The sequence below is a fragment of the Cupriavidus sp. USMAA2-4 genome (assembly GCF_001854305.1).
GTDB lineage: Bacteria > Pseudomonadota > Gammaproteobacteria > Burkholderiales > Burkholderiaceae > Cupriavidus > Cupriavidus malaysiensis.
In genome coordinates, this window is sequence record NZ_CP017749.1 from 2,562,078 (window position 1) to 2,585,906 (window position 23,829).

Genomic DNA, 23,829 nt, shown 5'->3' on the forward strand with positions numbered 1-23,829 from the left:
TCAATCATTCGCAGGCGGCAACGCGGCCCCTACGACCATCTTCTTTTTTCTGGGAACGATAGCCAGGGTGGGCTTCTCTTCGTCCTGCATCGGCTCAAACGTGATGGTGTGTTCGGTCATATTTACCGTCACATCGCCACCGCCTGTTTCGCAAAGCTGACGGAACACTTCGAAGCCCTCAAGAATGGCCTTCTCCCACTGCCAGAGAGGGCATTCGTACACCTCATATCCCCTCACCATCTCACGCACTTGCTTCAGCACTCCGTACTCCAGCTTGCCAGGAGGGGTATCAGTGAAGTACTTCCGCTGGAACGCATGGTTGAATATCCACGTGGCAATGCCCTCTTCGATAATCATGGCCCGGGCACCGTCCTCATCCCGGTCGACTTGGGGATTGCTCTTCCGCTTCAGCTTCAGAAGACCACGAATGACAGGCGACCAGCCAAGGTGCGCGATGTACGCCAAATGGAAGACATCATGGAATCGGTAGCCGTCTGGCTCGGTGCGATTGTCGGTGAGGCGGTCGCCGATGTTTACCCCTTTCATCTGTTGAATGACGTAAGGGACACCGTCCGCATCGAAAACTTGGACGAACCGCATTGTAAACTCCCGAGGGAGTTGCTCCAGCGCCGAATACGACTCGTCGAATAACGGATGATGCTTAGTGCCTTCCTTAGGCCACCGAGATTCAAACTTTTCCAAGTTGGCCTGTGCCACTTGAGCAAACTTTAGGTCGAATTGGGCGCAGACGAGAATCATATCTGCAAGCAGTTCCCCAAGCAGGCCAAGCGTGCCGCCGAGGTCCTCGGGGTCGGAGAGTCCCATCAGTTGACCGCAATGCTTCCCCAGCCGACAAAGTGTCTCCGTGCGTGTGTCGGGGGAAATTTTGCTCCGACAGTACTCCGTAAGCCCGTCGAATTCCGAAAACGTGAGATTGCCAGCCGTGGAACTACGGTTGTCGACTTCTAGGCGGCGTTGTAGCTCTTTCAGTGCAGCAACGCCAACGTCGTTCAGACTCCGATTGCACTCCACGGCAACGGTTGTCAGGTACCAGAGCGCGTCACCGAGCTCTTCGGTGACGTTTGCTTGTTCGGCGGCTCCAAGGTCGCGATTCGACTTCTTTATCGCCGCCAGGGTTCCGCCAATCTCACCGAAGAATCCGTATCGGAGCTGATTGAATGCGCCGGGCTGTCCTTGAAACTGGTTTGAGGCAGACGCGCGTTCTTCGTACTCAGCAAGCGACAGGCGCTGGTTGCCCGAAACTTCATCGGGGAGATACATGACGGGTGACCCTCCTAGCTATTTTTCTACCTAGGACTGTGGCACAGCTATCCGCTCCGCGTAAAGCTCGGCCTTTAGCTGCTTTGCGCACGTGATGATTGTGCTCCGGTCTCCCATCGAGGCACCCAACGTCAGGGCTTTATCTCTGACACTCACTGTCACGTCGTAGTGAGGATAGACCGAGCGCTCCTGAAACCAGGTGCGCCGTAAGCCGAGACGGCGAGCGAACTCGTGCAGTTCGGTCAGAGAGTCTGCAACCAGATGGCACCATTGCTTACCTCGCCATGGGATGCACTCGTCGTCAACGTAGATAGCCATGCTTGCCAATTCGCAAAAATGTTTGCAAAATAATATGCAAGATGCGAAGAAACCGCAAGTCAGTTCAAGAAGCAGAAGAACTCGCAGGAGCGCTACGGCTGCGACGGAAAGCGCTCGGCCTAACGTTGTCGGAACTGTCAGGCTCATTGCAGATTGATGTCGGTCAGCTTTCGAGATTCGAGCACGCGGAGTTCAAATTCGTGTCCAGAAATTTGCAAAAAGTAGCAGATTTTTTGCAAGTGCAGACCCGTGGTGCTGCTGAGGAGGATACGGTTGTTAGACAATTTGTGGACCTGCTAGGCCGGTCTGAGCGGCATAAGGCGGCGGCAATAGCGCTGGTTCGAGCGCTACAAGAGCTTCAGTAGGCAGAGTGGCAAGAGACTGCGGTTACCCGGAAAGGAGGCGCCTTGAGCTTTACAGAAGAGTTCGCAACCATCGACATGATTGCGGAAAGCCAACTGCCGACACGAGCAGTCGACGTTTTCGCGCTGTCCATCATAAAGATGGAGCGTCAGATGCGGAAGCTCTTCACCTACCTCATATTTCAGTCAGATGACTTTGACGACCATCACGTCGCCGGTCTTAGAGGAGTGTTGAGCGACAACAAGCGGGTGTATTTCGACGGCTTTGAACGTGGTATCGACGCACTTTACCCGCTATCCGTGGAGCAAATAGTAGGCGCCGAGTATGGTGGCCTGAGGCGCATAGTTTCAGACGCGCTGGCAGTACGAAACAAAATCTTCCACGGTCAGCTTACCGACCACTGTCTATTGCGAGAAGATTTGGTCGAACTGGCAACAGACGTCCGGCGCTGGTGTGAGCTTCTCGCGGGAAACGCTCAACTGGAGTTGGGGTACGATGGCTTTGGAAGACCTTCGTTTCGTAAGGGCCCCCTACCGCTTTCCGGCCGATACAAGGTGCAAGTGAATTGCTTGGACAGCTATCGCGATTTTCTTGCGCGATACGTGCAACGTTAGCACCATCGCAGCATGCCACCTAAGCGCTCAAACGCATGGGCCGAGATTGCCCTAAATGATTTCGATAGCGCGTTCCATTTGCTTCTGGGTCGCCTCGTACATGCTATCGCACGCCTAGATTTCAATGTCGGCCTCCAACTCGGGTACTGGGCACACAAAGACGACGCCAGCATTTGGAAGCTGCTCAAGCCAGGGACATCAAGGCTGCATGAACGGCTGACAGCGCTTGAAGAGCTGGTGTCCGCCGCTTGGTTCGCCTCTCATGATGAGGGCCAAAAGGAATTCCGTCACTGGTTCGCCCGCGCGCACAAGGCTAGAGGGCTTCGCAACGAATACGCTCACGGACGATGGGGCGTGCCGGGAAAGCACTTGTTCACCGAGTCGGGTCGACTGTCCGACGCCACGCCTCTGCTCGTGTTCGTCCCTCTCGATTGGGACATGTCGCCAAATCGCGAGGACAAATCGATTGAGCTGACCCTGGATGAATTTGCTGCTCAGGTTGAAGAGGCGGAGCAGCTATCAGTCCACTTCTTGAATATCGAGCGGAGGTATGGGGCGCACCTTTATCCCGGTCGACGACTGAGCGGGGCCTGAGGCAATCCCTTCGCCGAGCGAACGCTGGCTGACCATCGCTGCAACCCCATTGGAAAATGACCATAGTAAAGCGTTCGGCTGGTTTGGTAGTGTTGCGACAATTCGAAGGCGAATGGCGCTGTCTGGTCCTGCGCGCTTACCGTAACTGGGACCTCCCCAAAGGGCAGCCCGACCCTGGCGAGGAATTGTTGCAGACGGCACTGCGCGAGACCACGGAGGAAACGGGGCTGTCTGACCTGGAATTGCCTTGGGGCGAGGACTATCGCGAGACCGAGCCGTACTCGAAAGGCAAGGTGGCGCGCTTATATCTTGCGCTGTCGCGTCAGGGCGATGTGAGTCTCCCGGTCAGTGCCGAGCTTGGTCGGCCGGAGCACCACGAGTTTCGCTGGGCTTCCTTCGATAGAGCACAAGAGCTCTTGCGGCCACGATTCTGGCCCATTCTGCAGTGGGCACAGGATTTCGTCACGACAGGGAGCGTTTGAAGTTCCCCGCAGCTGCCCACCACAAGGCGAGCTAGACGAAGGCCGTCCATACCGAGGCTGGTATGGCGAAGGTTGACGTAAAGAATGATTCCGACAAGGTGAAGGCCAAGGCAGATATGGTGAAGCCCGAGGCGCAGCCCGAAGCCGCGAAGGCCGCAGCCAGCGTGGACAAGACGAAGAAGCAGTAAGTTGCTCCCATCGGGCGAACCGAGGGGCAGTTGCCAGGGCGAAGGCCGTTGCAACGTAGCCTGAGTGCAGGAGCTTTGCGGAGAGCGCGGGTTGGCTGGAAAGCCATCCTGGCGTCTCCGCGCTTGTCCCCTTTGGGGAATCGCCATGAAACCCATTCTCGCATTGCTGATTGCCGCCTCCACGCTGCTCGGCGGCTGTGTCGTGGGGCCGTACGATAGCGGATACGGCTATCGTCCATATGGGTACTGGGGCTATGGATACCACGGGCACCATCGACTCCACGGAGAGAACGACGACTGAGGCAGAGAGAGCGGCAACACCGACGCTGCGATATGCGCCAAATTGTTGCGGCATCCGTGTCGACAAATCAACCGATGTTGTGCCAACGCGTGTGTCGAGAGTGAAGGGGCTTGTCGGATTGGGCTGCCACGTGGTCTCGTTTGTTAAGCATCTCTACTCGTGTGCAAGTCAGTCAACAGTTGCGCCGGGACGCTTAATGAGCGCCTCCCAGTACGGCAACGTCTTGACGATGAAGTCTCGAGACTGGGAAGCCGAGCCATGAGCATCGGCGGAGCCCTAGACATCATTGCCCAGTGACGCGCGCTGCCTTTTGTGTGATAGCGCACAACATCCTTTTCGATATTTGGCCTAGACTTTGCAGCCATAAGTAGCACTTAACCCAGTGCCGCCGCTAGGGCTGTTTTGGCCATGGACATCTACCAACTGCATCTTGTTACCCCGGGTGTGGACCCACGATGGCTTGTTGATGGGCCCCGAGCACGCGGTCCTGTTGAAGGCAACCAAGTGAGCGTAGATGGGAGGTAAGCGTGTCCCCGGCACCGTCTCGACGATGTGAAAAGAAGTTGCCAGAGTAGTCCCCACCAAAAAGTAGTGGGGACCACAGTGGCAACAGAGGCACCGAAGAGAAGCTCACGCAAAGGCATCCCGAACCACCCCATCGAATTCCGGCGGCATCTGGCCAAGCTGGCCTGCGAACCAGGCGTATCGGTGGCGCGTTTGGCGATGGAACACGGGTTGAATCCGAACCTGTTATTCAAATGGCGCCGATCGCTTCGTGCTGGCGAATACGATCCGGTGGCTTTGCTGCCCGTGACAGTGGAAGCACCGATGCAAGAGATGGAGCATCCGGCCCCGGCTCCAGTTGCCAGCGCTGCTGCGGCGGGCTCCATCGAGATCAGCGTGGGTAACACCCTCGTGCGCATTGAAGGCTCGCCCAACGAAGCCACGTTACTGCTGGTGCTCCGCATGTTGCGCGGCACATCGGGATCGGCAGCATGATCGGCTTACCCAGCCACACGAGAATCTGGCTGGCCGCCGGCGTAACCGACATGCGCTCGGGCTTCAACAGCCTGGCCGCCAAGGTCCAGACGGTGCTGGAGCGAGATCCATTCAGCGGGCACGTGTTTGTGTTTCGAGGCAAGCGTGGCGATCTGATCAAAGTGCTGTGGTGGAGCGGCGACGGCATGTGTTTGCTGATGAAGCGGCTGGAGCGCGGCCGGTTCGTGTGGCCACGTGCCGATGGTGGCGTGGTGTGCCTGAGCCAGGCCCAACTGTCCATGCTGCTCGAAGGCATCGACTGGCGGCAGCCCCTACGCACGACAGAGCCGACATCGGCGTTGTAAACCTGCTGGCCACCGCGTAAACTGCCGGCATGACCACGGCAGACGCCTATCCGGACGACATCGAAGCGCTCAAAGCCTTGCTGCTTGAGCGCGATGCGCGCATCGGGCATCTGGAAGATGTGGTCGAATCGCACAAGGCAGCAAATGCCACTGCCAAGGCTGAGATTGAGCATCTGAAGCTGCTGATCGCGAAGCTTCGCCGCATGCAGTTCGGCCGCAGCTCCGAGAAACTGGATCGCCAGATCGAGCAACTCGAGTTGCGGCTGGAAGAGCTGGAAGCCGACGAAGGCGCCGCTCCCATCGAGATTCCGAAGACGCCGCGTACCGCACCTGAACAGGCGCCACGCAAACCACTCCCGGAGCATCTGCCACGCGAGATCCTGACTCACTGGCCGGAATCGGGGGGAACCTGTACGGCATGTGGCGGACCGATGAAGCAGCTTGGCGAAGACATCTCCGAACAACTCGAATATGTGCCTGCCAGCTTTCGCGTGATCCGCCACGTGCGCCCGAAACTGGCGTGCACGTGCTGCGACCACATCGCACAAGCGGCTGCGCCGAGCCGCCCCATCGAGCGTGGCCGGGCCGGCCCGGGCTTGCTGGCCCATGTGCTGGTCTCGAAGTTCGCGGACCACGTGCCGCTCTACCGCCAGTCGGCGATCTATGCTCGCGAAGGCGTGGAGCTAGATCGCTCGCTGCTGGCGAAATGGGTTGGCCATGGAGCGAATCTGCTGCAACCGCTCGTCGATGCCTTGCGCCGGCACGTCATGGCAGCCACAAAACTGCATGCGGACGATACGCCAGTGCCGGTGCTTGCGCCGGGCAATGGCAAGACCAAGACCGGACGGCTGTGGGTCTACGTGCGCGACGACCGAAACTCAGGCGACATGGCGCCGCCGGCGGTCTGGTTCGCCTATACACCGGATCGCAAGGGCATCCACCCGCAGCAGCACCTCGAATCGTTCAACGGCACGCTGCAGGCCGATGCCTACGGCGGTTACCAGGCAATCTACGAAACCGGACGAGTGGCCGAAGCAGCTTGCTGGGCCCATGCCCGGCGGCAGTTCTACGAACTGCATGCCGCGCGGCCGAATGCCTTGAATACCGAAGCGCTAGAACGCATCGGCGCGCTGTACAAGGTTGAGGAAGCGATCCGGGGCAAACCGCCTGACGAGCGGCGAGCGTACCGGCAATCTCACGCCAGGCCCTTGCTCGATCAACTCCATGCGTGGCTGGGCGCCACACTGGAGACACTCTCGCGCAAATCCGACACGAGTCGGGCGATCCTCTATGCTCTGAATCGGTGGGAAGCGCTCACGCGCTACTGTGACGATGGGCGTCTGGAAATCGATAACCTGCCGGTCGAGCGCGCCTTGCGCGGTGTGGCCATCGGGCGCCGGAACTACCTGTTCGCTGGCGCGGACTCAGGTGGCGAACGTGCCGCCGCGATCTACAGCCTGGTCGGCACGGCCAAGCTCAACGACCTTGATCCCGAGGCGTATCTGCGCGCCGTGCTCACGCGCATTGCAGACCATCCTATCAACCAGATTGACGAGCTTACACCCTGGGCCGTCGCCGATCGGCTCGCAACCGCATAAACGCTGGCGTAGCGCAAGACGGCTCCGGCGACACGCTTACGATGGGAGACAGCTTGAGGTATGTGGTTGCCGTACCGCAAGCGGAGCGGTTCGAAGGGCGGCGGTTGGACTTACACCGGGAACCCTAGTCGAAGTCTGGCGCGATGCCAATGGATTGTTTCTGTGTGCACGCGCGGAGGAAGTTGACCTTGTGCGTGCCGCCAGGGTTGCAAGGGAAGCGGCAGATGAGGCCACTCTAAGGGAGCGCGAAGAGAAACTTCGCGTTCGAGCGCAGGCGTTTAACGCTAGCCTTGCAATTCCCTTCAGGTGGGTCCCCGCTGTAATCAATGATGAATCTGGCTATCGGCAAGAAATTACGGGTGACGAGGCGCGGCGTTCGGCCGGCGATGTTCACGTTTTGCTAGAGCAGGACTTTCGCGATGGGCGCCTGCTGCGCAGAGCTGGCGATTTACTATGCATGCGCTCACGGCGAGGCGAGGGTCAGCATTTGCAGGTGCGAAAGGCGGAGGCGTACGCAGAGGTTTCTTGCAAGGAGTGCCTTGCCGTCGTGAAGCGGTGGCGAAGCAATTGACCGATGTCACTCGGTCCAAACCGAGCGCACGGTGCTTCATTCCTGCTTCCTTGGCTTTTCGTGGCTGCAATTCTACGGACGCGTTTGCGTCTGGCTCAATCATCTTCATCATCATGCCAGCGACGCCACTCCCGGTGATGGATGCGCCATTCACGCTCACGCCAGCGCCTTTCTCGCCACTGCTGTTGTTGCCAAGCACGGGCTCGCCAATCGTCGTAATAGCCAGGCGCAACAACAATCGGCGGTGGTTGGACATAAACCGGCGCCGGCTCGTAGTAGACAGGGGGCGGCTCATAATAAGCAGGGGGCGGTGGAACAACGAACGCCGGACCCGGGATGCCAATCCCGATTCCCACATCTACGCGTGCCTCGGCGATGCCGGAGGTAAGGGCGACACCTGCAGCCAGTAGGCAAATGGCCAAGGCTTTTCGCATGATGATGCTCCTTATGTTCCTATTGATACTCTAGGCTGCCAGTGGCAGCGCGCGTCTTTGTGAACTTATACAGGCGTTACGACCTGTAACAAGGCGGACGTGCCGGCCGCAGATGAGGCCGCCATTGCATACCCAGCCATCTCAAATGGTGGACGGGACACCCATGGCTCAGCGAAGGGAGTCAATGCTCTGCTTCACCGTGCGTGCCACGGTCAAACCGGCCAAAGCGCAGCGCTAAGGTCGGCAGTATCAGCAGGTTCAGCGCGGTCGAGGTGAAGAGGCCGCCCAGAATCACAATGGCCATCGGACCTTCCACCTCGTTGCCCGGCTCGCCGGACTGTAGCGCCAGTGGCAACAGACCCAGCCCGGTGACGAGCGCTGTCATTAGGATGGGCGCCAGCCTCTCCTTCGCGCCCAACGTTGCGGTGTCCAGACTCCACGAATGGCCTTCTACGTGCACCAAGTGCTGGTAGTGAGAAATGAGCATGATGGAATTGCGCAGCGTGATGCCGAACAGTGTGACGAATCCCACCATGGAACCCAGCGAGAGCAAGCCGCCCGTCGCAAAGACAGTGAGTGCCCCTCCGACTAGCGCGAAAGGGAGATTAGTCAAGACCAGCAACAGGCCGCGCCAACTGCGCAGCGCGAGATAGACCAGCAGGCAGATGACAACGGCAGCGATGCCAAAGTACATCGCCAGGTCCCGTTGCGCGCGTGCCTGCGCCTGGGCCTCACCGGAGAAGACGATGTAGTACCCTTTTGGCAGCTTTACGTCGGTGTCGATGCGTCGTTGCGCCTCATCGACAAACTGGCCGACCGACGGGCCATTGACCTGGGCGGTGACCGTCTGCAAACGTTGCCCCCCGTTATGCTGGATGAGGTAGCGGCCATCGGTCTGCGCAATGTCTGCGAGGCGACCCAATGGAACGATGAGGCCATCCGCATTGCGCAGCGGCAATTCGCCAAGCTGAGCAGGGCCTCGCCGGGCCTCCCCGGCGAGTATCACCGCCACATTGGAGACCGCATTGGCTTCATAGACCTGCGCCACTTCGGCACCCTGGTACGCCGTCTGAATGGCTTCCATCACGTCCAGCGGTGCAAAGCCCCAGCGGGTGAGCTGGTCCTGCCGCAGCCGAATGGACAACTGGGGAAGCGTCGGCGGGGCTTGCAGCGTAACCCCGGACGCGCCAGGCGTCGCATTTAGCGTTCCTGATACTTGGCGTGCCAGGCTGTCGAGCACATCCAGGTCCGGTCCGAACACGTTGACGATGACGGGGGCGGTGTACCCGGAGATGGTTTCCTGGACACGCTCGGTCAGGAAGGTCTGCGTCGTGAATGTCAGTCCCGGAAACCCGCTCAGCAGTGAGCGCAGCTGAGCAAGGGTCTGCTCCTGTGCCTCGGCACCCCGTCCGGGCTTCAGGTCAATCTCGAACTCGCTGTATTGCGGCCCGAAGACGTCCACACCACGAGCGGTTCGCCCAACGCGTTGCGCTACGGTGCGGACATTGGGAACGGCAAGCAGGGCCCGGCTGATGCGCTCCCCAATGCGCAAGGATTCCTGTAGCGAGGTGCCGGGCGCCGCCTGCATATGCGTGATGAAATGGCCTTCCCTTAGTTCTGGCAGGAACTCCAGACGATAGAATGGAATTGTCGCAAGCGCCATGAGCACAAGGCTCACGAAGGCGCTGACCACCATGACCCAATGACGTTCCACGTGGACGAGCATCGCAGCGTAGTGCGTCTTCAACCATTGGTAGACCTTCGGTTCCTCGGCATCTTCGGTCTCTTGCGGCAACAGCGCGTAGCACAGCGCCGGCGTCAGGGTCAGTGCCACCGCCAGGGACGACATGATGGCCAGGATATAGGCGGTGCCCAGCGGGGCGAACAGCTTGCCGGCCACGCCGGACAGCGTCAGCACCGGAAGGAAGATGACGGCCACGGTGAAGGTGGCATATATCACGGCACTGCGCACCTCGGTGGAAGCGTGAATGACTACCTGAAGCGCCGATTGAGGACTGCCCAGTCGTATGTTTTCGTGCAGGCGCCGGTGAATGTTCTCGACGTCGATGATGGCATCGTCCACCACCTCACCTAGCGCGATGGCAAGCCCACCCAACGTCATGGTGTTCAGCGGCACCCCGAAGTGATGCAGCACGATGATGGCCGTCAGCAAGGACAGCGGAATGGCTGTTGCCGATATGAAGGCCGTCCTGACGTTGAACAGAAAGAGGAATAGGACGACGATGACAAGGGCGGCGCCGACCATCAGCGCCGTTCGCAGGTGGTTGGTGGACGCCACAATGAAATTGGCCGGGCGGAACAGGTCCGGCTGGAGCTGGATGTCGTTGCCCGCGAGCACTGGCCGAAGCGCGGCCAGCGCCTCTTCGACGTTCCGCGTGACCGACACCGTATCGGCGCGGTACTGGTTGCTGACCATCAACACTACGCCGGGCTTACCCTGCACGTTGGCGCCGCTGACGGGAACCTCTTGCCCGACCACGACTTTGCCAACATCCGCGAGTCGTACCACCGCCCCATTCTTCTGCAGCAGCACAACCTGTCCCAGTTGCTCGGCCGTTGTGGACTGGCCGACGGTATTGAGCACAATACGTTGATTCCCGGTATCCATCACGCCAGCGCCGCGTATGCCGGTCGCGCGCTGCGTCGCCCCGACCACGTCATGGAGCGAAAGCCCAAGACGAGTGAGCTTCTGCGGGTCGACCTGAACCTGATACTGCTTGACCTCGCCGCCGTAGATGCCGACATCGGAGACCCCTGCGCGGCTGAGCAGTCGCGGCTTGAGCGTCCATTCGGCAAAGCTGCGCAATTCCATCAGTGAGCGCGTGCTGGAGGTGAGGCCAATGCCCAGCACCACATTGGTCGATGAACTCAGCGGTGTCATCTTTGGCGTTCGAACCCCGGCCGGTAAATCGCCCGCGAGCGTTGCCAGCTGTTCCGCCACAAGCTGCCGGGCGCGCAGAACATCAGTCTGTTCGCTGAATGTCAGGGTGATGACCGAGACTCCCTGTATGGACTGAGAGCGCATGGATTCCAGGCCAATGGAACCGCCCAGAACGTTCTCGACCCGTTGGGTCACCAGTTGCTCCACTTGCTCTGACGAAAGCCCTGGGGCTTCCGTCTGGACCGTCACCAGCGGCGGGGCAAATTCGGGGAAGACATCGAGCTTGGTCTGATACAACGCGTAGATGCCGTAGCCGAGCAAAAGGCAGGCAAGTGCGAAGACTATGCCGCGCAGGCGAACGGAGAAATCAATGATGGACGTCAGCATCGCTTGTCGGGGCAGGCGCCCCTGTTATTCGTTCTCTTGTTGGCTGCCAGACTGTGCGCGAGATTCTTCGGATAGCAGTAACTGCGCGCCGCGGACGACCGCAAGCTCTCCCGGCGCGAATCCGTCGGTGACAAAGTAATCCCCGTCTTGGGGAAAGTGTGGGTCGACGGCACGACGCTGGAATTGGCCTTTGCCGGTTCGGACATACGCCCAAGGCTGCCCGCCATACCAGACGATGGCGCTTGCGGGAATCAGGACCCCGGCCTTTGCAGTTGCCTTCACCGCTACCGTTATTGGCGCCCTGGCGCTGATGCGCGCGCCGGTGGCGAGCGGTGCTGCCGTGCGGTAGAAATAGGCTTGGCCCTGGATGCCAGGGTCGACCTGCGGCGCGGCAGAGATTAGCCGGGCATCGAACGGGGCGACACCGTCGCCAATTGCTTTGAGCACGGCGGGTCCCGCCCCGGTTTGTCCGCCAGGGAACACGATGCGCAGGAGGACCTCGCGCCGCTCGAGGAAAGGCGCCAGTTCCGGGGTTGCAGGAACCAATACCCACCTGGAGACGATGGCACCATACTGCTGCCGAGCCGAGGCAACAATGCCGCTCACATTGGCCTGTAGCGACTTGACCTTGGCTGCTGCCGCAGCATTCGCCGAGCGCGCCGCCTGCAGCGCCTTCAAAGAGGCGTTCTGGACGTCTGCATAGAGGGCCTGAGTCCGTTCCAGTTCGGCCCGCGCCGCTTCCAATGCCGCTTTCGCCGAGTCGAGGTCCGCCAGGCTCGATGCATAGCGGCTCGTGAGCTCCACCAAGGGTTGCAGGTCGATGACCGTGCCGTAGACCGTCGTGCCAGATGTGGGCTGGGCGGCGTTCAGCGCTTGCAATTGGATGCCGCTACGAGCCTGAGCTGCCTCGTCGACCGTTAGCATAGTGAAGCCGTTCTCGACCGCGACACGGACCGAACTGGGTACCGGCGCCTCGCGCTCCGCTTCACTGGCCTGTTCCCCTCGGCTCAGCAAGAAGCCCCCCAGCACTAGGGCGGCCAGGATGGCTGGCGAAAGCAGAAGGAGGCCTTTGAGTAGGGTTCTTCTTGACATGGTCACTTGAATTCTGGGGTCATGCGTTCGTTGGCGTCCGACGCGGCAAGCGGCCGCTGCATCGCGTCTTCCAGCCTGCCAATCGCCTGTTGCATCTGGAACGTGACATCCTTCAGCCCAAGTTGGGCGGCCACGTCAGACTTCTCAGCCAGCGTCAGTGCCAGGCGGTCGGCCTGTCCGATTTCGAACGACCGCCGCGTCGCCGAGAGCTGGCGAGACTGAACTGCGGCCTGCTCTTCGCTCTGCTGCAAAAGGTTTCGTGTGGACTGATAGGCAGCCAGCGCGCCGTCGGTCTCGCTGAACGCCTGAGCTTCCAGCTGTTCCACACGCGCCTGCGCCTCAAGACGACGCGAGCGCGCCTCCGCTATGGGGCCTTCGTTGCGATTAAAGACAGGCAGCACGAGACCGGCAAAATCAAAGCCGAGCTTGCGGGCTCCTTGGTCGAAGGTATAGCCGGGCCCGAGATGGACGTCCGGGTACTGCTTGGCGACCTCCAATTGAAGCGCAACCTGGCTGGCCTCATACTGGGCCAGCCCGGCCAATACATCAGCCCGATTCAGCAAGGCTTGGAGCCGGATGGTTTGGGAGGGAGGTGCAGGGTAGCCCTGAGCGAACGCCTTCAGGTCAAGGTCGGCAGCGTCAAGAGTGCTCGCGCGTAGTCCCAGTACAGTGGCAACCTGAACCCGTATCACCGCGGCCTGCCGCTGTGCCGCGAGCAGGTCGGTCTGCGATTGCATCACCGTCAGGCGCTGTTGATTCACCTCCCATGGGGAAGCATCGCCAAGGGCCAGGCGCCGCTCCAGCATGGAGACGGTGCGTCGGTCCAGTTCCAATTGTTGCTGGAGAAGCACCGTCCGCTCTTTGGCGAACCAGAGATTTAACAACTGGGTACGCAGCTGGTTGCGCACGCCCCAGGCGACATTCGCAACCTGGAACCGGGCAGCGCTGGACAGATGGGTCGCCTCGTCGATTCGATAGCCGCGCTTGCCGGCAGTTTCTATCGGAATGTCCAGGGCGATGCCGAGCGTCCACGGAGAGTCCCCGCCCTTGGGGTTGAGCGTACGCTGGAACGGCAACTGCACGGTGGGATTCGGCCGCTGCGCGGCCGTGGTCATTGCTGCCTCCGTGGTCGCGAGCCTCGTGCGCGCTGCTTCGAGCTCAGGATTGAAGTAGAGCGCGGCGAGCGTCAGGCTTTCCAGGTCCCACTGGTTGGGGGGCCAAATTTCAGCGGCTCGCGGATAATGCCGCCGAACGAACTCGCGCAGCTCGGGCGACTGCAATGACCGCGCCGAATAGGCATCGGCAACCGCGGCGGTGGACAGGGGCCGCGGGTCGTAGCGGTCAAAGGCGCAGGCCGTGAGGAGCAGGCCGGCGACGGGCAGGAGCAGGCGCCATGCGCGAGCGAGAACACGCAGCGCCGCCAGCCGCCATTTGGCACTCGCGTAAATAGCGGCCTTCATCGCCAGACTTCTCCTTTCGTATTAAGCAGCCGAGGGGTCCCGCGAAGGTAGTCATCAAGACTTAGAGAGGACTTAGCGTGTGTCGGCAATAAGGCACATTGCGGAGTTGATTCTCTGGTGGCGCTAAGCTTCCACTAAGTCTGGGTGGACATGCTGCGCACCGCAGGCGGACTGCTGACGCGTCGAAACAGCCACTGAGGACAAGATGAGAATGCTCCTGGTCGAAGACGACCCGCTTATCGGCGAGGCGGTATGCCAGACCCTTCGCGATGCCCGCTATGCGGTCGACTGGGTCACCGACGGAAAACAGGCGTCGTTGGCGGCCTCGACCGAACAGTATTCCGCTGTTCTCCTGGACCTGGGCCTCCCTGGGCAGGACGGTCTGGCCGTGCTGCGTCAATTGCGGCAGGCCGGGAACACGGTGCCCGTGCTGGTTATCACGGCGCGCGGTGCCGTTGATGAGCGGATTGCGGGCCTGGACCTCGGTGCGGATGACTATCTGGTAAAGCCGTTCCACGTCGGAGAATTGTTGGCACGACTGCGTGCCCTGACTCGCCGGCAAGGCCACGAGGCATCCTCCATCTTGCGCAATGGCGAGCTATCGCTGGACCAGACAAACCACGAAGTCTGGTTTCATGGGGTGCAACGGCAGCTGTCAGCGCGGGAGTTCGCACTGCTACGCGAATTTCTGATGCGGCCTGGCGCCATTCTCTCCCGGGCTGAGCTCGAGACGCGAATCTACGGTTGGAACGAGGAAGTGGAGAGCAACGCTATCGAGTTCCTTATCCACGGCATCCGGAGGAAGCTGGACGCGGGAGTCATCAAGAATATTAGGGGAGTAGGATGGATGGTGCCAAAGGCCGAGTGAACCGGTCGCTTCTGTGGATGCTGTCGGCATCAATTTGCGGAACGATTCTGCTCATTGGCCTGGTGGCTGCAGCGGTGTCGTTCTGGTTCGCCTTCGAGGAGGCGCGTGACCTTCAGGACGACGAATTGCGGGAAATAGCCTGGTTAGTCTCGCCAGGCAATGCCAAATTTCTGTCCTCGCAAGGTGGGTACAAGCAGGCGGACGAGCCCGAGATGCGTATCTGGGTGCTCAAGATTTCCAAGCTGTCCACACACGTCGTGACGCCAGACCTTTCCTTGAGAGTGTCAGGCGAGCTCTCGGACGGCTTTCACACCATTCAATCGTATGGACAGTCATGGCGCGTCTATATCAGGACGCTTAACGAAGAATACAGCCTGGCGGTGGCACAGCGAACGTCGGCAAGAGACGAGATTGCGTGCGACAGTGCGCTCCGTACGCTGATTCCTCTGCTGGCCGTGATACCGATACTGGTATTGCTGTCGGGTCTTCTGATTCGAATCCTGCTGCGCAAGGTCCAGGAACTGTCGGCGGAAGTGGACAAGCGCGGAGATTCGGATTTGACACCGATTGCGGCAGCGGAGGTGCCAACAGAAATCCAGCCATTCGTGAATGCTACGAACAGGCTGCTGGACCGGCTGCTGTCCGTCCTGGCACAGCAGCGCCAGCTCGTTGCCGATGCCGCGCACGAGCTCCGCTCGCCGGTGACGGCGATGACGCTGCAACTGGAGAATGCACTGGCCTCGGAGGCCGTGCCCGATACGGTATTGACCCGCCTCGCGCCGTTGGGGAAGAGCGTCACACGCATGCGTTCCCTGGTGGAGCAGTTGTTGCTGCTCGCGCAGCAGGAGTCAGTCCAGCCGGTAGCCAGCCATATCTTCGACGCCAAGGCCGTGGTCATCGATGCCCTTGGGGAGATATTCCCATTCGCGGAATCCAAGGGTGTTGACCTTGGCCTGGACGTAGGCGAGGCATTGCAGCTTCGCGGTAGTGAACAGGATTTTCTGGCGCTAACTCGCAATGCCATCGACAACGCGACCCTGTACACACCAACCGGTGGCAAGGTCGATGTGCGTCTGTATCGAAACGGTAATGATGCTGTCTTTGAGGTCGAGGACACTGGCCCCGGCCTCCCCGAGGGCGAGCTCACTCGCGTCTTTGACCCTTTCTATCGTGTGGTTGGGTCGGGGCAGCCAGGTAGTGGGCTCGGGCTGGCCATCGTTCGGCGCGCGGCCTCGCGGCTCGGCGGACAGGTCAGCCTGCACACCATCTCTTCAGATGGCAGGACAGGGCTACGGTTCACGTACACGCAAGCTCTCCCTAACGTCTGACGGCTGACTCATGTTTTCCAACCAATGTTCAGTTCGCAACGAGAAGGCATTCCATCGCGATGAAAAGCGAGTTCAGGCCCGGCTTGAAGTCGCCAGGAGAAAATGAATGGCAATGACGGCTCCCACCAGCACCCTGCGCCAGATTCCGACCGGCATCTGGATGCTGGGCTTCGTCAGCCTCCTCATGGATGTGTCTTCTGAAATCATCCACAGCCTGCTGCCGGTGTTCATGGTAACCACGTTGGGCGCTAGTGCCCTGGCAGTCGGACTGATAGAAGGCGTGGCAGAAGCGACAGCTCTGATTGTGAAGGTCTTTTCCGGCGCGCTAAGTGACTATCTTGGCAAGCGCAAGGGACTTGCTGTGTTCGGCTACGCGCTCGGCGCGCTGTCGAAGCCGTTCTTTGCAATGGCCCCAGGCGTCGGCACGGTGCTGGGGGCACGTCTTACCGACCGCATTGGTAAGGGAATTCGTGGTGCGCCGCGTGATGCCCTGGTAGCGGATATTGCCCCACCGCATCTTCGCGGCGCTGCCTTTGGCCTGCGGCAGTCCCTTGACACGGTGGGCGCGTTCCTCGGCCCTCTGATTGCCATTGGACTGATGTATCTGTGGGCGAACGACTTCCGGGCTGTTTTCTGGGTGGCTGTCATCCCCGGCATATTGTCCGTTGCCCTGCTCATGTTCGGCGTGCAAGAGCCGGAGGCGCACCAAGGGGCGCGAAGGGTGAACCCCATCCAGCGGGCAAACCTCGCGCGCCTGAGTCCTGCCTATTGGGGCGTGGTTGCCGTGGGTGCGGTGTTCACGCTGGCACGATTCAGTGAAGCCTTCCTGGTGCTGCGAGCCCAGCAGGTCGGTTTGCCGCTATTTTTGGCGCCGTTGGTTCTCGTAGCGATGAATCTGGTTTATTCCGTCTCAGCCTACCCATTTGGGAAGCTTGCGGACGGACACAGCCATACCAAACTTCTGGTGTGGGGGCTGATGGTACTGATTGCCGCCGACGTCGTACTTGCGACGAGCTCGCACTGGGCAGTTACGCTGTGTGGGGTTGCGCTCTGGGGCCTGCATATGGGTATGACGCAGGGGCTCCTTGCGACTATGGTCGCCGATACCGCGCCGGCAGACCTCCGGGGCACGGCCTTTGGGGTTTTCAATCTGGCGAGTGGTCTGGCGCTGCTGATTGCCAGCGTACTGGCAGGCTGGCTTTGGGACAAACTGGGCGCGGCGTTTACGTTCTTCGGTGGAGCGGCCTTCTGCGCCGCGACTATCATTTTGATTTTGATGATGAGGCCGCGCGCGGGTCAGCGGCACGGATAAGCGACGATTTAACAGGGCGGGCGGAGTTCGGGCAGTCGATACTGTAAGCGCGAGAGTAGGCACTCAATGCGGGCGTATATGAAAACCTACCCATCCCTCGAGCCCTTGGCTAGAGATGGGTGCCGGCGATATGCGACTCAGCATGCTCCGTGTTCGTCGTCGTTCGGAGCACACCCAATGCCCCGCACTCTCCTATGCAGGCGCCGCCAGAACATGACCGCCGTATGCTCTGCAACTGGCCCCGCAACGCTTCCAGCGCGTCAATGCGAGCGTTCACATGGGCAATGTGGGCATCAAGGAGGCTGTTGACATCATCGCAGGGCCGCGCAGGGTCGTCCTGAAGCACAAGAAGTGCGCGAATCTCGTCCTGAGCCATATCAAGCGAACGGCAGCGCAGGATGAATGAAAGTCGCGACAAGTGCCCCTCGGTGTACAACCGGTAGTTGTTCTCGGTGCGCTCTGGAGGCGGCAGAAGACCCTCGGACTCATAGTAGCGAATGGTCTGCACGAGGCACCCGGTGCGCTTAGCCAATTCCCCGATTCGCATGATGGTATTCCTGATGAGCTTGACCCTATAGTAACTAGAGGGTGTTCAATAAACAAGAATCAATCAGGAGTATTCAATGAGTGAAGCCTGCGCATCTTCAGGATGTGGGTGCAGCGCATCTGCGTCGGAGGGAGGACTGGCCCAGGCCCGCCACCGGTCGACGCTGTTGTCGGTCCCGGATATGTGTTGCCAGACCGAGTCGCGCATGGTCGAAACGGCGCTGCTGAAGGTGGACGGCGTTCACGAAGTCGTACTGGACCTAGTAAGACGAACTGTTCGCGTCACCCATGACGACTTAGGCGACGATGTACTGCTTGAGGCCGGCAAACGGTCCGGCCTGACCGTACATTTGTCCTCACCGGCCGCCGATGTTGATGCAACTGTTCAGAGGTCCGTGATTTCCGTGGAGAAGATGGACTGCCCCACGGAGGAGGCGCTTATCCGCAAGCGACTTGGCAGCGAGCCGGCGGTGCACAATCTTGACTTCAACCTGATTCAACGACGGCTTACCGTCGACCACGAGTTGGGAACGCTCGACAACGTGCTTGCGGCTCTGCGTTCGGTCGGGATGGACGGTAGCCTGGTCGCCGACTCAGCGAAGCGTCCCACCTTTGCCCGAGTGCGGAGCGAAAAGAAGTCACCATTCGATTTGAGACTTGCTGCCGGTGGGGTGGCCGCCATCTTGGCCGAGGTCTTTGCTGTTGCCTACGGAGACGGCTTCTGGGCTTCCATCGCTTTTTCGCTCCTGGCAATTGCCGCCGCAGGTACTGGGGTCTATCGGAAGGGGTGGATTGCGCTCCGGCAGCGCAATCTGAACATGAATACCCTGATGTCGATGGCGGTCACGGGCGCTGTGCTCATTGGGCAGTGGCCTGAAGCCGCCTGGGTGATGGTCCTCTTCGCGCTCGCCGAAGCCATTGAAGCCCGGTCCCTTGACCGGGCACGGCATGCAGTCGAGGGGCTTATGGAAATAGCACCTGAGATGGCCACGGTGAAAGCGTCAACGGGTTGGACCTCTGTGCATGCGGCTGACGTTTTGGTCGGAAGCGTGGTTCGGGCGCGCCCAGGTGAGCGGATTGCACTGGACGGCGAAGTTACGGTTGGCGCCACCAGTATTGACCAGTCGCCAATTACAGGCGAGAGCGCTCCTGTTGACAAGGAGCCCGGCTCAAAGGTTTTCGCTGGCACCATCAACCAGCATGGCGAGATTGAGTATAGGGTGACCGCATCAGCGAATCAGTCTACGCTCGCCCGCATCATCCACTCCGTTCAAGAGGCGCAGGCCTCACGCGCCCCCACGCAGCGCTTTATCGATGTGTTCGCGACGTACTACACACCTGCTGTGTTCGCGCTTGCCGTCGGCGTTGCCATTGTGCCTCCCTTGTTCTTTGCGGCGCCCTGGCTGACGTGGGTATATCGGGCGCTTGTGATGCTCGTTATCGCGTGCCCATGCGCGCTCGTGATTTCCACGCCAGTGACCGTTATATCCGGCCTCACAGCAGCCGCGCGGCGCGGCATTCTTATCAAGGGGGGCTTGTACCTAGAAGAGGGGCACAAACTAAAAGTCCTGGCTTTGGACAAGACTGGCACACTGACTCGTGGAAAGCCCAGTGTGACAGAGGTCATTACCATCGAGGGTGCCGAGAAGGAGCACCTCCGTATCGCAGTCTCACTGGCTGACCGTAGCGACCATCCCGTGTCCCTTGCAATTCGAGGCTACGCTGAGGATATTCGGCACGCGGATGTTTCCGAATTCAAAGCGCTACCCGGCATGGGTATTGAAGGCGTAGTGGATGGCATTCGTTACCGGCTCGGCAATCATCGCCTGGTCGAAGCGTCTGGGGCGTGTTCGGCTGCCCTTGAAGCGCTATTGGATGGGCTAGAGGAAATGGGCAAGACAGCCGTTGTCCTGACCTCTAGCACGCGTGCGCTAGCCATCTTTGCCATTGCCGATACTGTGCGTCCACAAAGTCGCAAAGCCATAGACGAACTGAGGCAGCTGGGCGTCCATACCGTCATGCTCACTGGCGACAATCGCCACACTGCTGAGGCCATCGGTAAGCAGGTGGGCATTGACGACGTTCAGGCTGAACTACTACCGGAACAAAAGCTAGCAGCAGTCGCAGGGTATGCCGCGAAGGGGCTTAACGTAGGCATGGTGGGGGATGGCATCAACGATGCGCCGGCGCTAGCCAAGGCCAACATCGGATTCGCGATGGGGGCAGCTGGTACGGACACGGCCATTGAGACAGCGGACGTTGCTCTCATGGACGACGACCCGCGCAAGCTGGCCTCCTTCGTCCGCTTGTCTAACGCGACAAAAGTGGCGCTATGGCAAAACATCACGCTCGCCCTGGGTATCAAGGCAGTTTTCCTCGTGCTGGCATTCATGGGTAATGCCACGCTGTGGATGGCTGTCTTTGCCGATATGGGCGCGAGCCTGATTGTCGTATTCAACGGGATGCGGCTACTGAGGCGCAGGATTTGACCGGGAAGAGAGGAGCCCTCGTGGCTCCTCTCTTCTGCACGCAGCTATTAATGATTCGCGTTACCACGCTAGAAATCTAGGGGGAATCAATGTTCTCAATGCTCATGATTACGTTCCGCGAGGGCGTAGAGGCGTTCCTTGTCGCCGCCATCACGTTCGCCTTCCTTCAGAAGACTGGACGCCAACACTTGGCGGGGGCTGCGAAGGCGGGCGTCCTGGCTGCCGTAGTCGTTTCGGCGATTCTCGGCATCGTGTTGTTCCGGGTGGGCGGTATTAGTTCGCTTGCCGAAGGTTGGCTCGCACTGCTGGCAGGCATTCTGGTTATTTCCTGCACCTGGCATATGCTCAGACATGGCAAGGAAATGGCAGGGGAAATCCGTAACCGACTTTCGAAGGTCTCCGACGAGAGAGCATTGGGGCCCTGGATGGTCGTCTTTGCCTTCGTGACGCTGATGGTGGGACGTGAAGGCGTCGAGGCGGCGACAATGATTGCATCTCTCGCAGCTGGCGCCGCTACAGGCCAGCTAGCCTTGGGCGGTGTGCTGGGCATTGCTTGTGCAGGTGTGTTGGCCTGGGCGTGGACTCAGTACGGGCGGAAGGTCAACCTGTCATTGTTCTTCCAGGTTACAGCCGTCTTTATGGTGCTCTTCTCCATTCAGCTGGCCATCTACGCAGTTCACGAGTTCTCGGAGGCCGGCGCGCTACCGCTCGTCAACAATGAGCTTTGGCACAACGTGACAGAGCCCTATGGACCCGAAGGTGTCTATGGCATCTGGCTGAGCTACAGCCTCGTCCTCATACCACTCGCGTTCCTCATCTTTGCCACGGTGTCGCACCGAAGAGCTCTGAAGTCGGCGCAAGAAGGCTAAACCCATTTGGCTACGCTACCCCGATTGCGGGATGGTTCGTAAGCACCCGGTGAACCCGTCTTGAAGGGGACCCGCGTAGCAAGGAGCATCGTGTCCATCTAGTTCTAGGTGGACACGTGGACACTATCGAAGAGAGCGCGCCAATACGGCGCCGACGTCGGCATAGCGCCGAGTTCAAGGCCAAGGCAGTGCAGGAGTGCATGCAGCCGGGTGTTTCGATCGCGGCGATAGCCCTGCACCATCGCCTCAATGCGAATCTGCTGCGGCGCTGGGTCGCCGAGCAGGAAGCAAAGAATGGCGCGCCTGAGGACCGCGAGTTGATGAGGGTGCCGCAAGGCGAGTTCATCCCGTTGCGGATCGGCGAGCCGACCACTGCCGTGCCGGACATCCAGATCGAAGTCCGCCGTGGCGCGACGACGATCAGTCTTCGCTGGCCGGGATCGGCCGCAGCGCAGTGCGCCCAGTGGCTGCAAGGGTGGTTGCGTTGATTCGGGTGGACGCGATCTGGTTGGCCGTGGAGCCGCTGGACATGCGCGCCGGTACCGAAACGATCCTCGCGCGGGTCGTCAAGGTGTTCGGCGCGGCACGCCCCCACCACGCCTACCTGTTTGCCAATAAGAGTTCGACGCGCATGAAGGTGCTGGTCTACGACGGCTTCGGCATCTGGCTGGCCGCGCGGCGCCTCAACAAGGGGCGCTTCATCTGGACGAACGGCGACCAGGCGATCGCCACGGCGCTCAATCCCGAGCAATTGCGTGCGCTGGTGACGGGGCTGCCTTGGCAGACGCTCACCCACGACCACGCGATCACGGTCGTGTAATACCCCCAAAGCCGTAAACTGGCTTCCTTCCAGAGGACTTGGGGTTCTGGCAGACTCGCCGCATGAACCTACCCACCAACCTCGATGCCCTGAGCCCGGACGAACTGCGCACACTGGCTGCGCAGTTGATGGCCCAGGTCGGCGAGAAGGACCGGGAGTTGCGGTACCGGCAAGCCAAGATCGACCAGCTCACACACGAGCTGGCCATCCACAAGCGCTGGAAGTTCGGCAAGCGCAGCGAGCAACTGACATCTGAACAGGCGAGTCTGCTGGACGAAGCCATTGACGCAGACCTCGAGGCGATTGAGACCGAACTGGAAGCGCTCCTGCCGTCGTCCAAATCTGAAGCCAAGAGCAAGCCCAAGCGCCAGGCATTGCCGCCGCAGTTGCCGCGCACCGACATCCACCACGAGCCGGACGCAGAGACCTGCACCTGTGGGTGTGCGCTCAAGCGCATTGGCGAAGACATCAGCGAGAAGCTGGACTACACGCCGGGCACGTTCACCGTGGAGCGTCACATCCGCGGCAAATGGGTGTGCGATCAGTGTGAGACGCTGGTGCAGACGCCGGTGCCACCCCACGTCATCGACAAAGGCATCCCGACGGCCGGACTGCTGGCACATACGCTGGTGTCCAAGTTCGGCGACCACCTTCCCCTGTATCGGCAGGAGCGCATCTATGCGCGCGCCGGTCTGGCCATCCCGCAATCGACACTGGGCGCGTGGGTGGGCATCTGTGGCGTGCGTCTGCAACCGCTGGTGGACGCCCTGCAAGAAGAGGTTCTGAGCCACGGTGTTCTGCACGCCGACGAAACGCCAGTGCAGATGCTCGCGCCCGGCAATGGCAAGACGCACCGCGCCTACCTGTGGGCCTATGCGCCGAGCGAGTTCGAGAAGATGCGCGCGGTGATTTACCAGTTTGCGCCCAGCCGCAGCGGCGAGCACGCTCGCGCGTTCCTGGGGCAGTGGCAAGGCAAGCTGGTATGTGATGACTTCGCCGGCTACAAGGCCAGCTTCGACGGTGGCGTCACTGAGATCGGTTGCATGGCCCATTCGCGGCGCAAGTTCTTTGAACTGCACGACAAGCACAAGAGCGAATTGGCGGGCCAGGCACTGCGCTACATGGTGAGCTTGTACGAGATCGAGGCGCAAGTGCGGGATGCTGAGCCAGACCAGCGCCTGGCAGCGCGGCAACAAAGGGCTGGCCCGATTCTAGAGCGGCTGCACGCCTGGCTCGAGGAACAGCGACGCCGCGTCCCAGACGGCTCGGCGATCGCGCGGGCCATTGACTACAGCCTCAAGCGGTGGCCGGCTCTCGTGCGTTACCTCGACGACCCGACGGTGCCCATCGACAACAACCACGTCGAGCGACAGATCCGGCCGGTTGCCCTGGGTCGCTCCAATTGGTTGTTTGCAGGCTCACTGCGCGCCGGTCAACGCGCGGCTGCCGTCATGAGCCTGATCCAATCGGCCAAGCTCAACGGGCACGATCCCTACGCCTATCTGAAAGACGTCCTCACGCGACTGCCGACCCACAAGGCGGCCGACATCGCCGAACTGCTCCCGCATCGCTGGACGCCCAGCGCCACCTAGCTGGCAAGACGGGTTCACCGGGTGCTTACGATGGTTCGGCAAGCCACAGCATTCGAAAATCAAGCCTTCTCGGAAAG

General features: G+C 60.4%; 22 protein-coding genes. 15 read left to right on the forward strand and 7 right to left on the reverse strand.

Annotated features, from left to right (window positions below; genetic code table 11):
* Positions 1–1,281, reverse strand: coding sequence for a nucleoside triphosphate pyrophosphohydrolase family protein (locus BKK79_RS41285; protein ID WP_071039782.1), 1,281 nt, complete (start codon positions 1,279–1,281; stop codon positions 1–3).
* A gap of 30 nt (positions 1,282–1,311) precedes the next feature.
* Entirely contained in the window at positions 1,312–1,746 is a 435-nt protein-coding gene (locus tag BKK79_RS31230) for a DUF4031 domain-containing protein (RefSeq protein ID WP_335582925.1), read from the reverse strand.
* A gap of 260 nt (positions 1,747–2,006) precedes the next feature.
* Between BKK79_RS31230 and BKK79_RS31235 the strand changes: the two genes are divergently transcribed.
* The 7 genes from BKK79_RS31235 (at position 2,007) to tnpC (BKK79_RS31260) (ending at position 7,082) form a co-directional block, all read left to right on the forward strand.
* Positions 2,007–2,576: a hypothetical protein gene (locus tag BKK79_RS31235; RefSeq protein WP_071039784.1), complete on the forward strand. Its 570-nt coding sequence runs from the start codon at positions 2,007–2,009 to the stop codon at positions 2,574–2,576.
* Between the two features lie 12 nt (positions 2,577–2,588).
* Positions 2,589–3,170, forward strand: coding sequence for a hypothetical protein (locus tag BKK79_RS40735; protein ID WP_157128563.1), 582 nt, complete (start codon positions 2,589–2,591; stop codon positions 3,168–3,170).
* Between the two features lie 56 nt (positions 3,171–3,226).
* Positions 3,227–3,652, forward strand: a complete 426-nt coding sequence (locus BKK79_RS31245; RefSeq protein ID WP_071039786.1) for an NUDIX domain-containing protein — start codon at positions 3,227–3,229, stop codon at positions 3,650–3,652.
* Positions 3,653–3,714: 62 nt separating this feature from the next.
* Complete coding sequence (locus tag BKK79_RS42005) at positions 3,715–3,840, forward strand: hypothetical protein (protein ID WP_257787596.1); 126 nt, start codon at positions 3,715–3,717, stop codon at positions 3,838–3,840.
* Positions 3,841–4,732: 892 nt separating this feature from the next.
* Positions 4,733–5,140, forward strand: coding sequence for an IS66-like element accessory protein TnpA (gene tnpA / locus BKK79_RS31250; RefSeq protein ID WP_071037354.1), 408 nt, complete (start codon positions 4,733–4,735; stop codon positions 5,138–5,140).
* Positions 5,137–5,484, forward strand: coding sequence for an IS66 family insertion sequence element accessory protein TnpB (gene tnpB, locus BKK79_RS31255; RefSeq protein ID WP_071023156.1), 348 nt, complete (start codon positions 5,137–5,139; stop codon positions 5,482–5,484). The genes tnpA (BKK79_RS31250) and tnpB (BKK79_RS31255) overlap by 4 nt, the downstream gene beginning before the upstream one ends.
* Before the next feature lie 29 nt (positions 5,485–5,513).
* Positions 5,514–7,082, forward strand: coding sequence for an IS66 family transposase (gene tnpC, locus BKK79_RS31260; RefSeq protein WP_071037355.1), 1,569 nt, complete (start codon positions 5,514–5,516; stop codon positions 7,080–7,082).
* Positions 7,083–7,748: 666 nt separating this feature from the next.
* Here the strand turns inward: tnpC (BKK79_RS31260) and BKK79_RS39525 are convergent.
* The 4 genes from BKK79_RS39525 to BKK79_RS31275 form a co-directional block, all read right to left on the reverse strand.
* Positions 7,749–8,087 carry a hypothetical protein gene (locus BKK79_RS39525; RefSeq protein WP_084085375.1) on the reverse strand — a complete coding sequence of 113 codons (339 nt, stop codon included), beginning with the start codon at positions 8,085–8,087 and terminating at the stop codon, positions 7,749–7,751.
* A gap of 181 nt (positions 8,088–8,268) precedes the next feature.
* A complete protein-coding gene (locus BKK79_RS31265; RefSeq protein ID WP_071039787.1) occupies positions 8,269–11,376 on the reverse strand; it encodes an efflux RND transporter permease subunit in 3,108 nt (1,035 codons plus the stop codon).
* Between the two features lie 24 nt (positions 11,377–11,400).
* Positions 11,401–12,468, reverse strand: coding sequence for a hypothetical protein (locus BKK79_RS31270; protein ID WP_084085377.1), 1,068 nt, complete (start codon positions 12,466–12,468; stop codon positions 11,401–11,403).
* A gap of 2 nt (positions 12,469–12,470) precedes the next feature.
* Positions 12,471–13,928: a TolC family protein gene (locus BKK79_RS31275; protein WP_084085379.1), complete on the reverse strand. Its 1,458-nt coding sequence runs from the start codon at positions 13,926–13,928 to the stop codon at positions 12,471–12,473.
* A 205-nt stretch (positions 13,929–14,133) separates the two neighbouring features.
* Between BKK79_RS31275 and BKK79_RS31280 the strand changes: the two genes are divergently transcribed.
* From BKK79_RS31280 to BKK79_RS31290, 3 genes are all read left to right on the forward strand, one after another.
* Positions 14,134–14,796, forward strand: a complete 663-nt coding sequence (locus BKK79_RS31280) for a response regulator (RefSeq protein WP_071039788.1) — start codon at positions 14,134–14,136, stop codon at positions 14,794–14,796.
* Positions 14,772–16,124, forward strand: coding sequence for an ATP-binding protein (locus BKK79_RS31285; protein ID WP_071039789.1), 1,353 nt, complete (start codon positions 14,772–14,774; stop codon positions 16,122–16,124). The genes BKK79_RS31280 and BKK79_RS31285 overlap by 25 nt, the downstream gene beginning before the upstream one ends.
* Before the next feature lie 106 nt (positions 16,125–16,230).
* The gene (locus tag BKK79_RS31290) at positions 16,231–17,436 is read left to right on the forward strand and encodes an MFS transporter (RefSeq protein ID WP_071039790.1); all 1,206 of its coding nucleotides are present in this window, start codon (positions 16,231–16,233) and stop codon (positions 17,434–17,436) included.
* A 109-nt stretch (positions 17,437–17,545) separates the two neighbouring features.
* Here BKK79_RS31290 and cadR read toward each other — a convergent pair whose 3' ends face one another.
* On the reverse strand, positions 17,546–17,983 hold the full coding sequence (cadR, locus tag BKK79_RS31295; protein ID WP_071039791.1) for a Cd(II)/Pb(II)-responsive transcriptional regulator: 438 nt from the start codon (positions 17,981–17,983) through the stop codon (positions 17,546–17,548).
* 76 nt (positions 17,984–18,059) lie between these two features.
* Here cadR and BKK79_RS31300 point away from each other — a divergent pair, with 76 nt between their 5' ends.
* From BKK79_RS31300 to tnpC (BKK79_RS31320), 5 genes are all read left to right on the forward strand, one after another.
* The gene (locus BKK79_RS31300) at positions 18,060–20,471 is read left to right on the forward strand and encodes a heavy metal translocating P-type ATPase (RefSeq protein ID WP_071039792.1); all 2,412 of its coding nucleotides are present in this window, start codon (positions 18,060–18,062) and stop codon (positions 20,469–20,471) included.
* Positions 20,472–20,560: 89 nt separating this feature from the next.
* A complete protein-coding gene (locus BKK79_RS31305; protein WP_071039793.1) occupies positions 20,561–21,340 on the forward strand; it encodes an FTR1 family iron permease in 780 nt (259 codons plus the stop codon).
* A gap of 116 nt (positions 21,341–21,456) precedes the next feature.
* Positions 21,457–21,828: an IS66-like element accessory protein TnpA gene (gene tnpA, locus BKK79_RS31310; protein ID WP_004633552.1), complete on the forward strand. Its 372-nt coding sequence runs from the start codon at positions 21,457–21,459 to the stop codon at positions 21,826–21,828.
* 5 nt (positions 21,829–21,833) lie between these two features.
* The gene (tnpB, locus tag BKK79_RS31315; protein WP_131807846.1) at positions 21,834–22,160 is read left to right on the forward strand and encodes an IS66 family insertion sequence element accessory protein TnpB; all 327 of its coding nucleotides are present in this window, start codon (positions 21,834–21,836) and stop codon (positions 22,158–22,160) included.
* A gap of 62 nt (positions 22,161–22,222) precedes the next feature.
* A complete protein-coding gene (tnpC, locus tag BKK79_RS31320) occupies positions 22,223–23,752 on the forward strand; it encodes an IS66 family transposase (RefSeq protein WP_009238807.1) in 1,530 nt (509 codons plus the stop codon).
* The last annotated feature ends 77 nt before the right edge of the window (positions 23,753–23,829 follow it).

Bases quoted from the DNA above. Each gene is read 5' to 3' on its own strand.
- BKK79_RS41285 (WP_071039782.1), bottom strand. From the start codon at position 1,281: ATGTATCTCCCCGATGAAGTTTCGGGCAACCAGCGCCTGTCGCTTGCT.
- BKK79_RS42005 (WP_257787596.1), top strand. From the start codon at position 3,715: ATGGCGAAGGTTGACGTAAAGAATGATTCCGACAAGGTGAAGGCCAAG.
- BKK79_RS31285 (WP_071039789.1), top strand. From the start codon at position 14,772: ATGGATGGTGCCAAAGGCCGAGTGAACCGGTCGCTTCTGTGGATGCTG.
- cadR (WP_071039791.1), bottom strand. From the start codon at position 17,983: ATGCGAATCGGGGAATTGGCTAAGCGCACCGGGTGCCTCGTGCAGACC.
- BKK79_RS31265 (WP_071039787.1), bottom strand. From the start codon at position 11,376: ATGCTGACGTCCATCATTGATTTCTCCGTTCGCCTGCGCGGCATAGTC.
- BKK79_RS31290 (WP_071039790.1), top strand. From the start codon at position 16,231: ATGGCAATGACGGCTCCCACCAGCACCCTGCGCCAGATTCCGACCGGC.
- BKK79_RS31305 (WP_071039793.1), top strand. From the start codon at position 20,561: ATGTTCTCAATGCTCATGATTACGTTCCGCGAGGGCGTAGAGGCGTTC.
- BKK79_RS31275 (WP_084085379.1), bottom strand. From the start codon at position 13,928: ATGAAGGCCGCTATTTACGCGAGTGCCAAATGGCGGCTGGCGGCGCTG.
- BKK79_RS40735 (WP_157128563.1), top strand. From the start codon at position 2,589: ATGCCACCTAAGCGCTCAAACGCATGGGCCGAGATTGCCCTAAATGAT.
- BKK79_RS39525 (WP_084085375.1), bottom strand. From the start codon at position 8,087: ATGCGAAAAGCCTTGGCCATTTGCCTACTGGCTGCAGGTGTCGCCCTT.
- BKK79_RS31270 (WP_084085377.1), bottom strand. From the start codon at position 12,468: ATGTCAAGAAGAACCCTACTCAAAGGCCTCCTTCTGCTTTCGCCAGCC.
- tnpC (WP_071037355.1), top strand. From the start codon at position 5,514: ATGACCACGGCAGACGCCTATCCGGACGACATCGAAGCGCTCAAAGCC.
- tnpB (WP_071023156.1), top strand. From the start codon at position 5,137: ATGATCGGCTTACCCAGCCACACGAGAATCTGGCTGGCCGCCGGCGTA.
- BKK79_RS31230 (WP_335582925.1), bottom strand. From the start codon at position 1,746: ATGAGCCTGACAGTTCCGACAACGTTAGGCCGAGCGCTTTCCGTCGCA.
- BKK79_RS31280 (WP_071039788.1), top strand. From the start codon at position 14,134: ATGAGAATGCTCCTGGTCGAAGACGACCCGCTTATCGGCGAGGCGGTA.
- tnpC (WP_009238807.1), top strand. From the start codon at position 22,223: ATGAACCTACCCACCAACCTCGATGCCCTGAGCCCGGACGAACTGCGC.
- BKK79_RS31245 (WP_071039786.1), top strand. From the start codon at position 3,227: ATGACCATAGTAAAGCGTTCGGCTGGTTTGGTAGTGTTGCGACAATTC.
- BKK79_RS31300 (WP_071039792.1), top strand. From the start codon at position 18,060: ATGAGTGAAGCCTGCGCATCTTCAGGATGTGGGTGCAGCGCATCTGCG.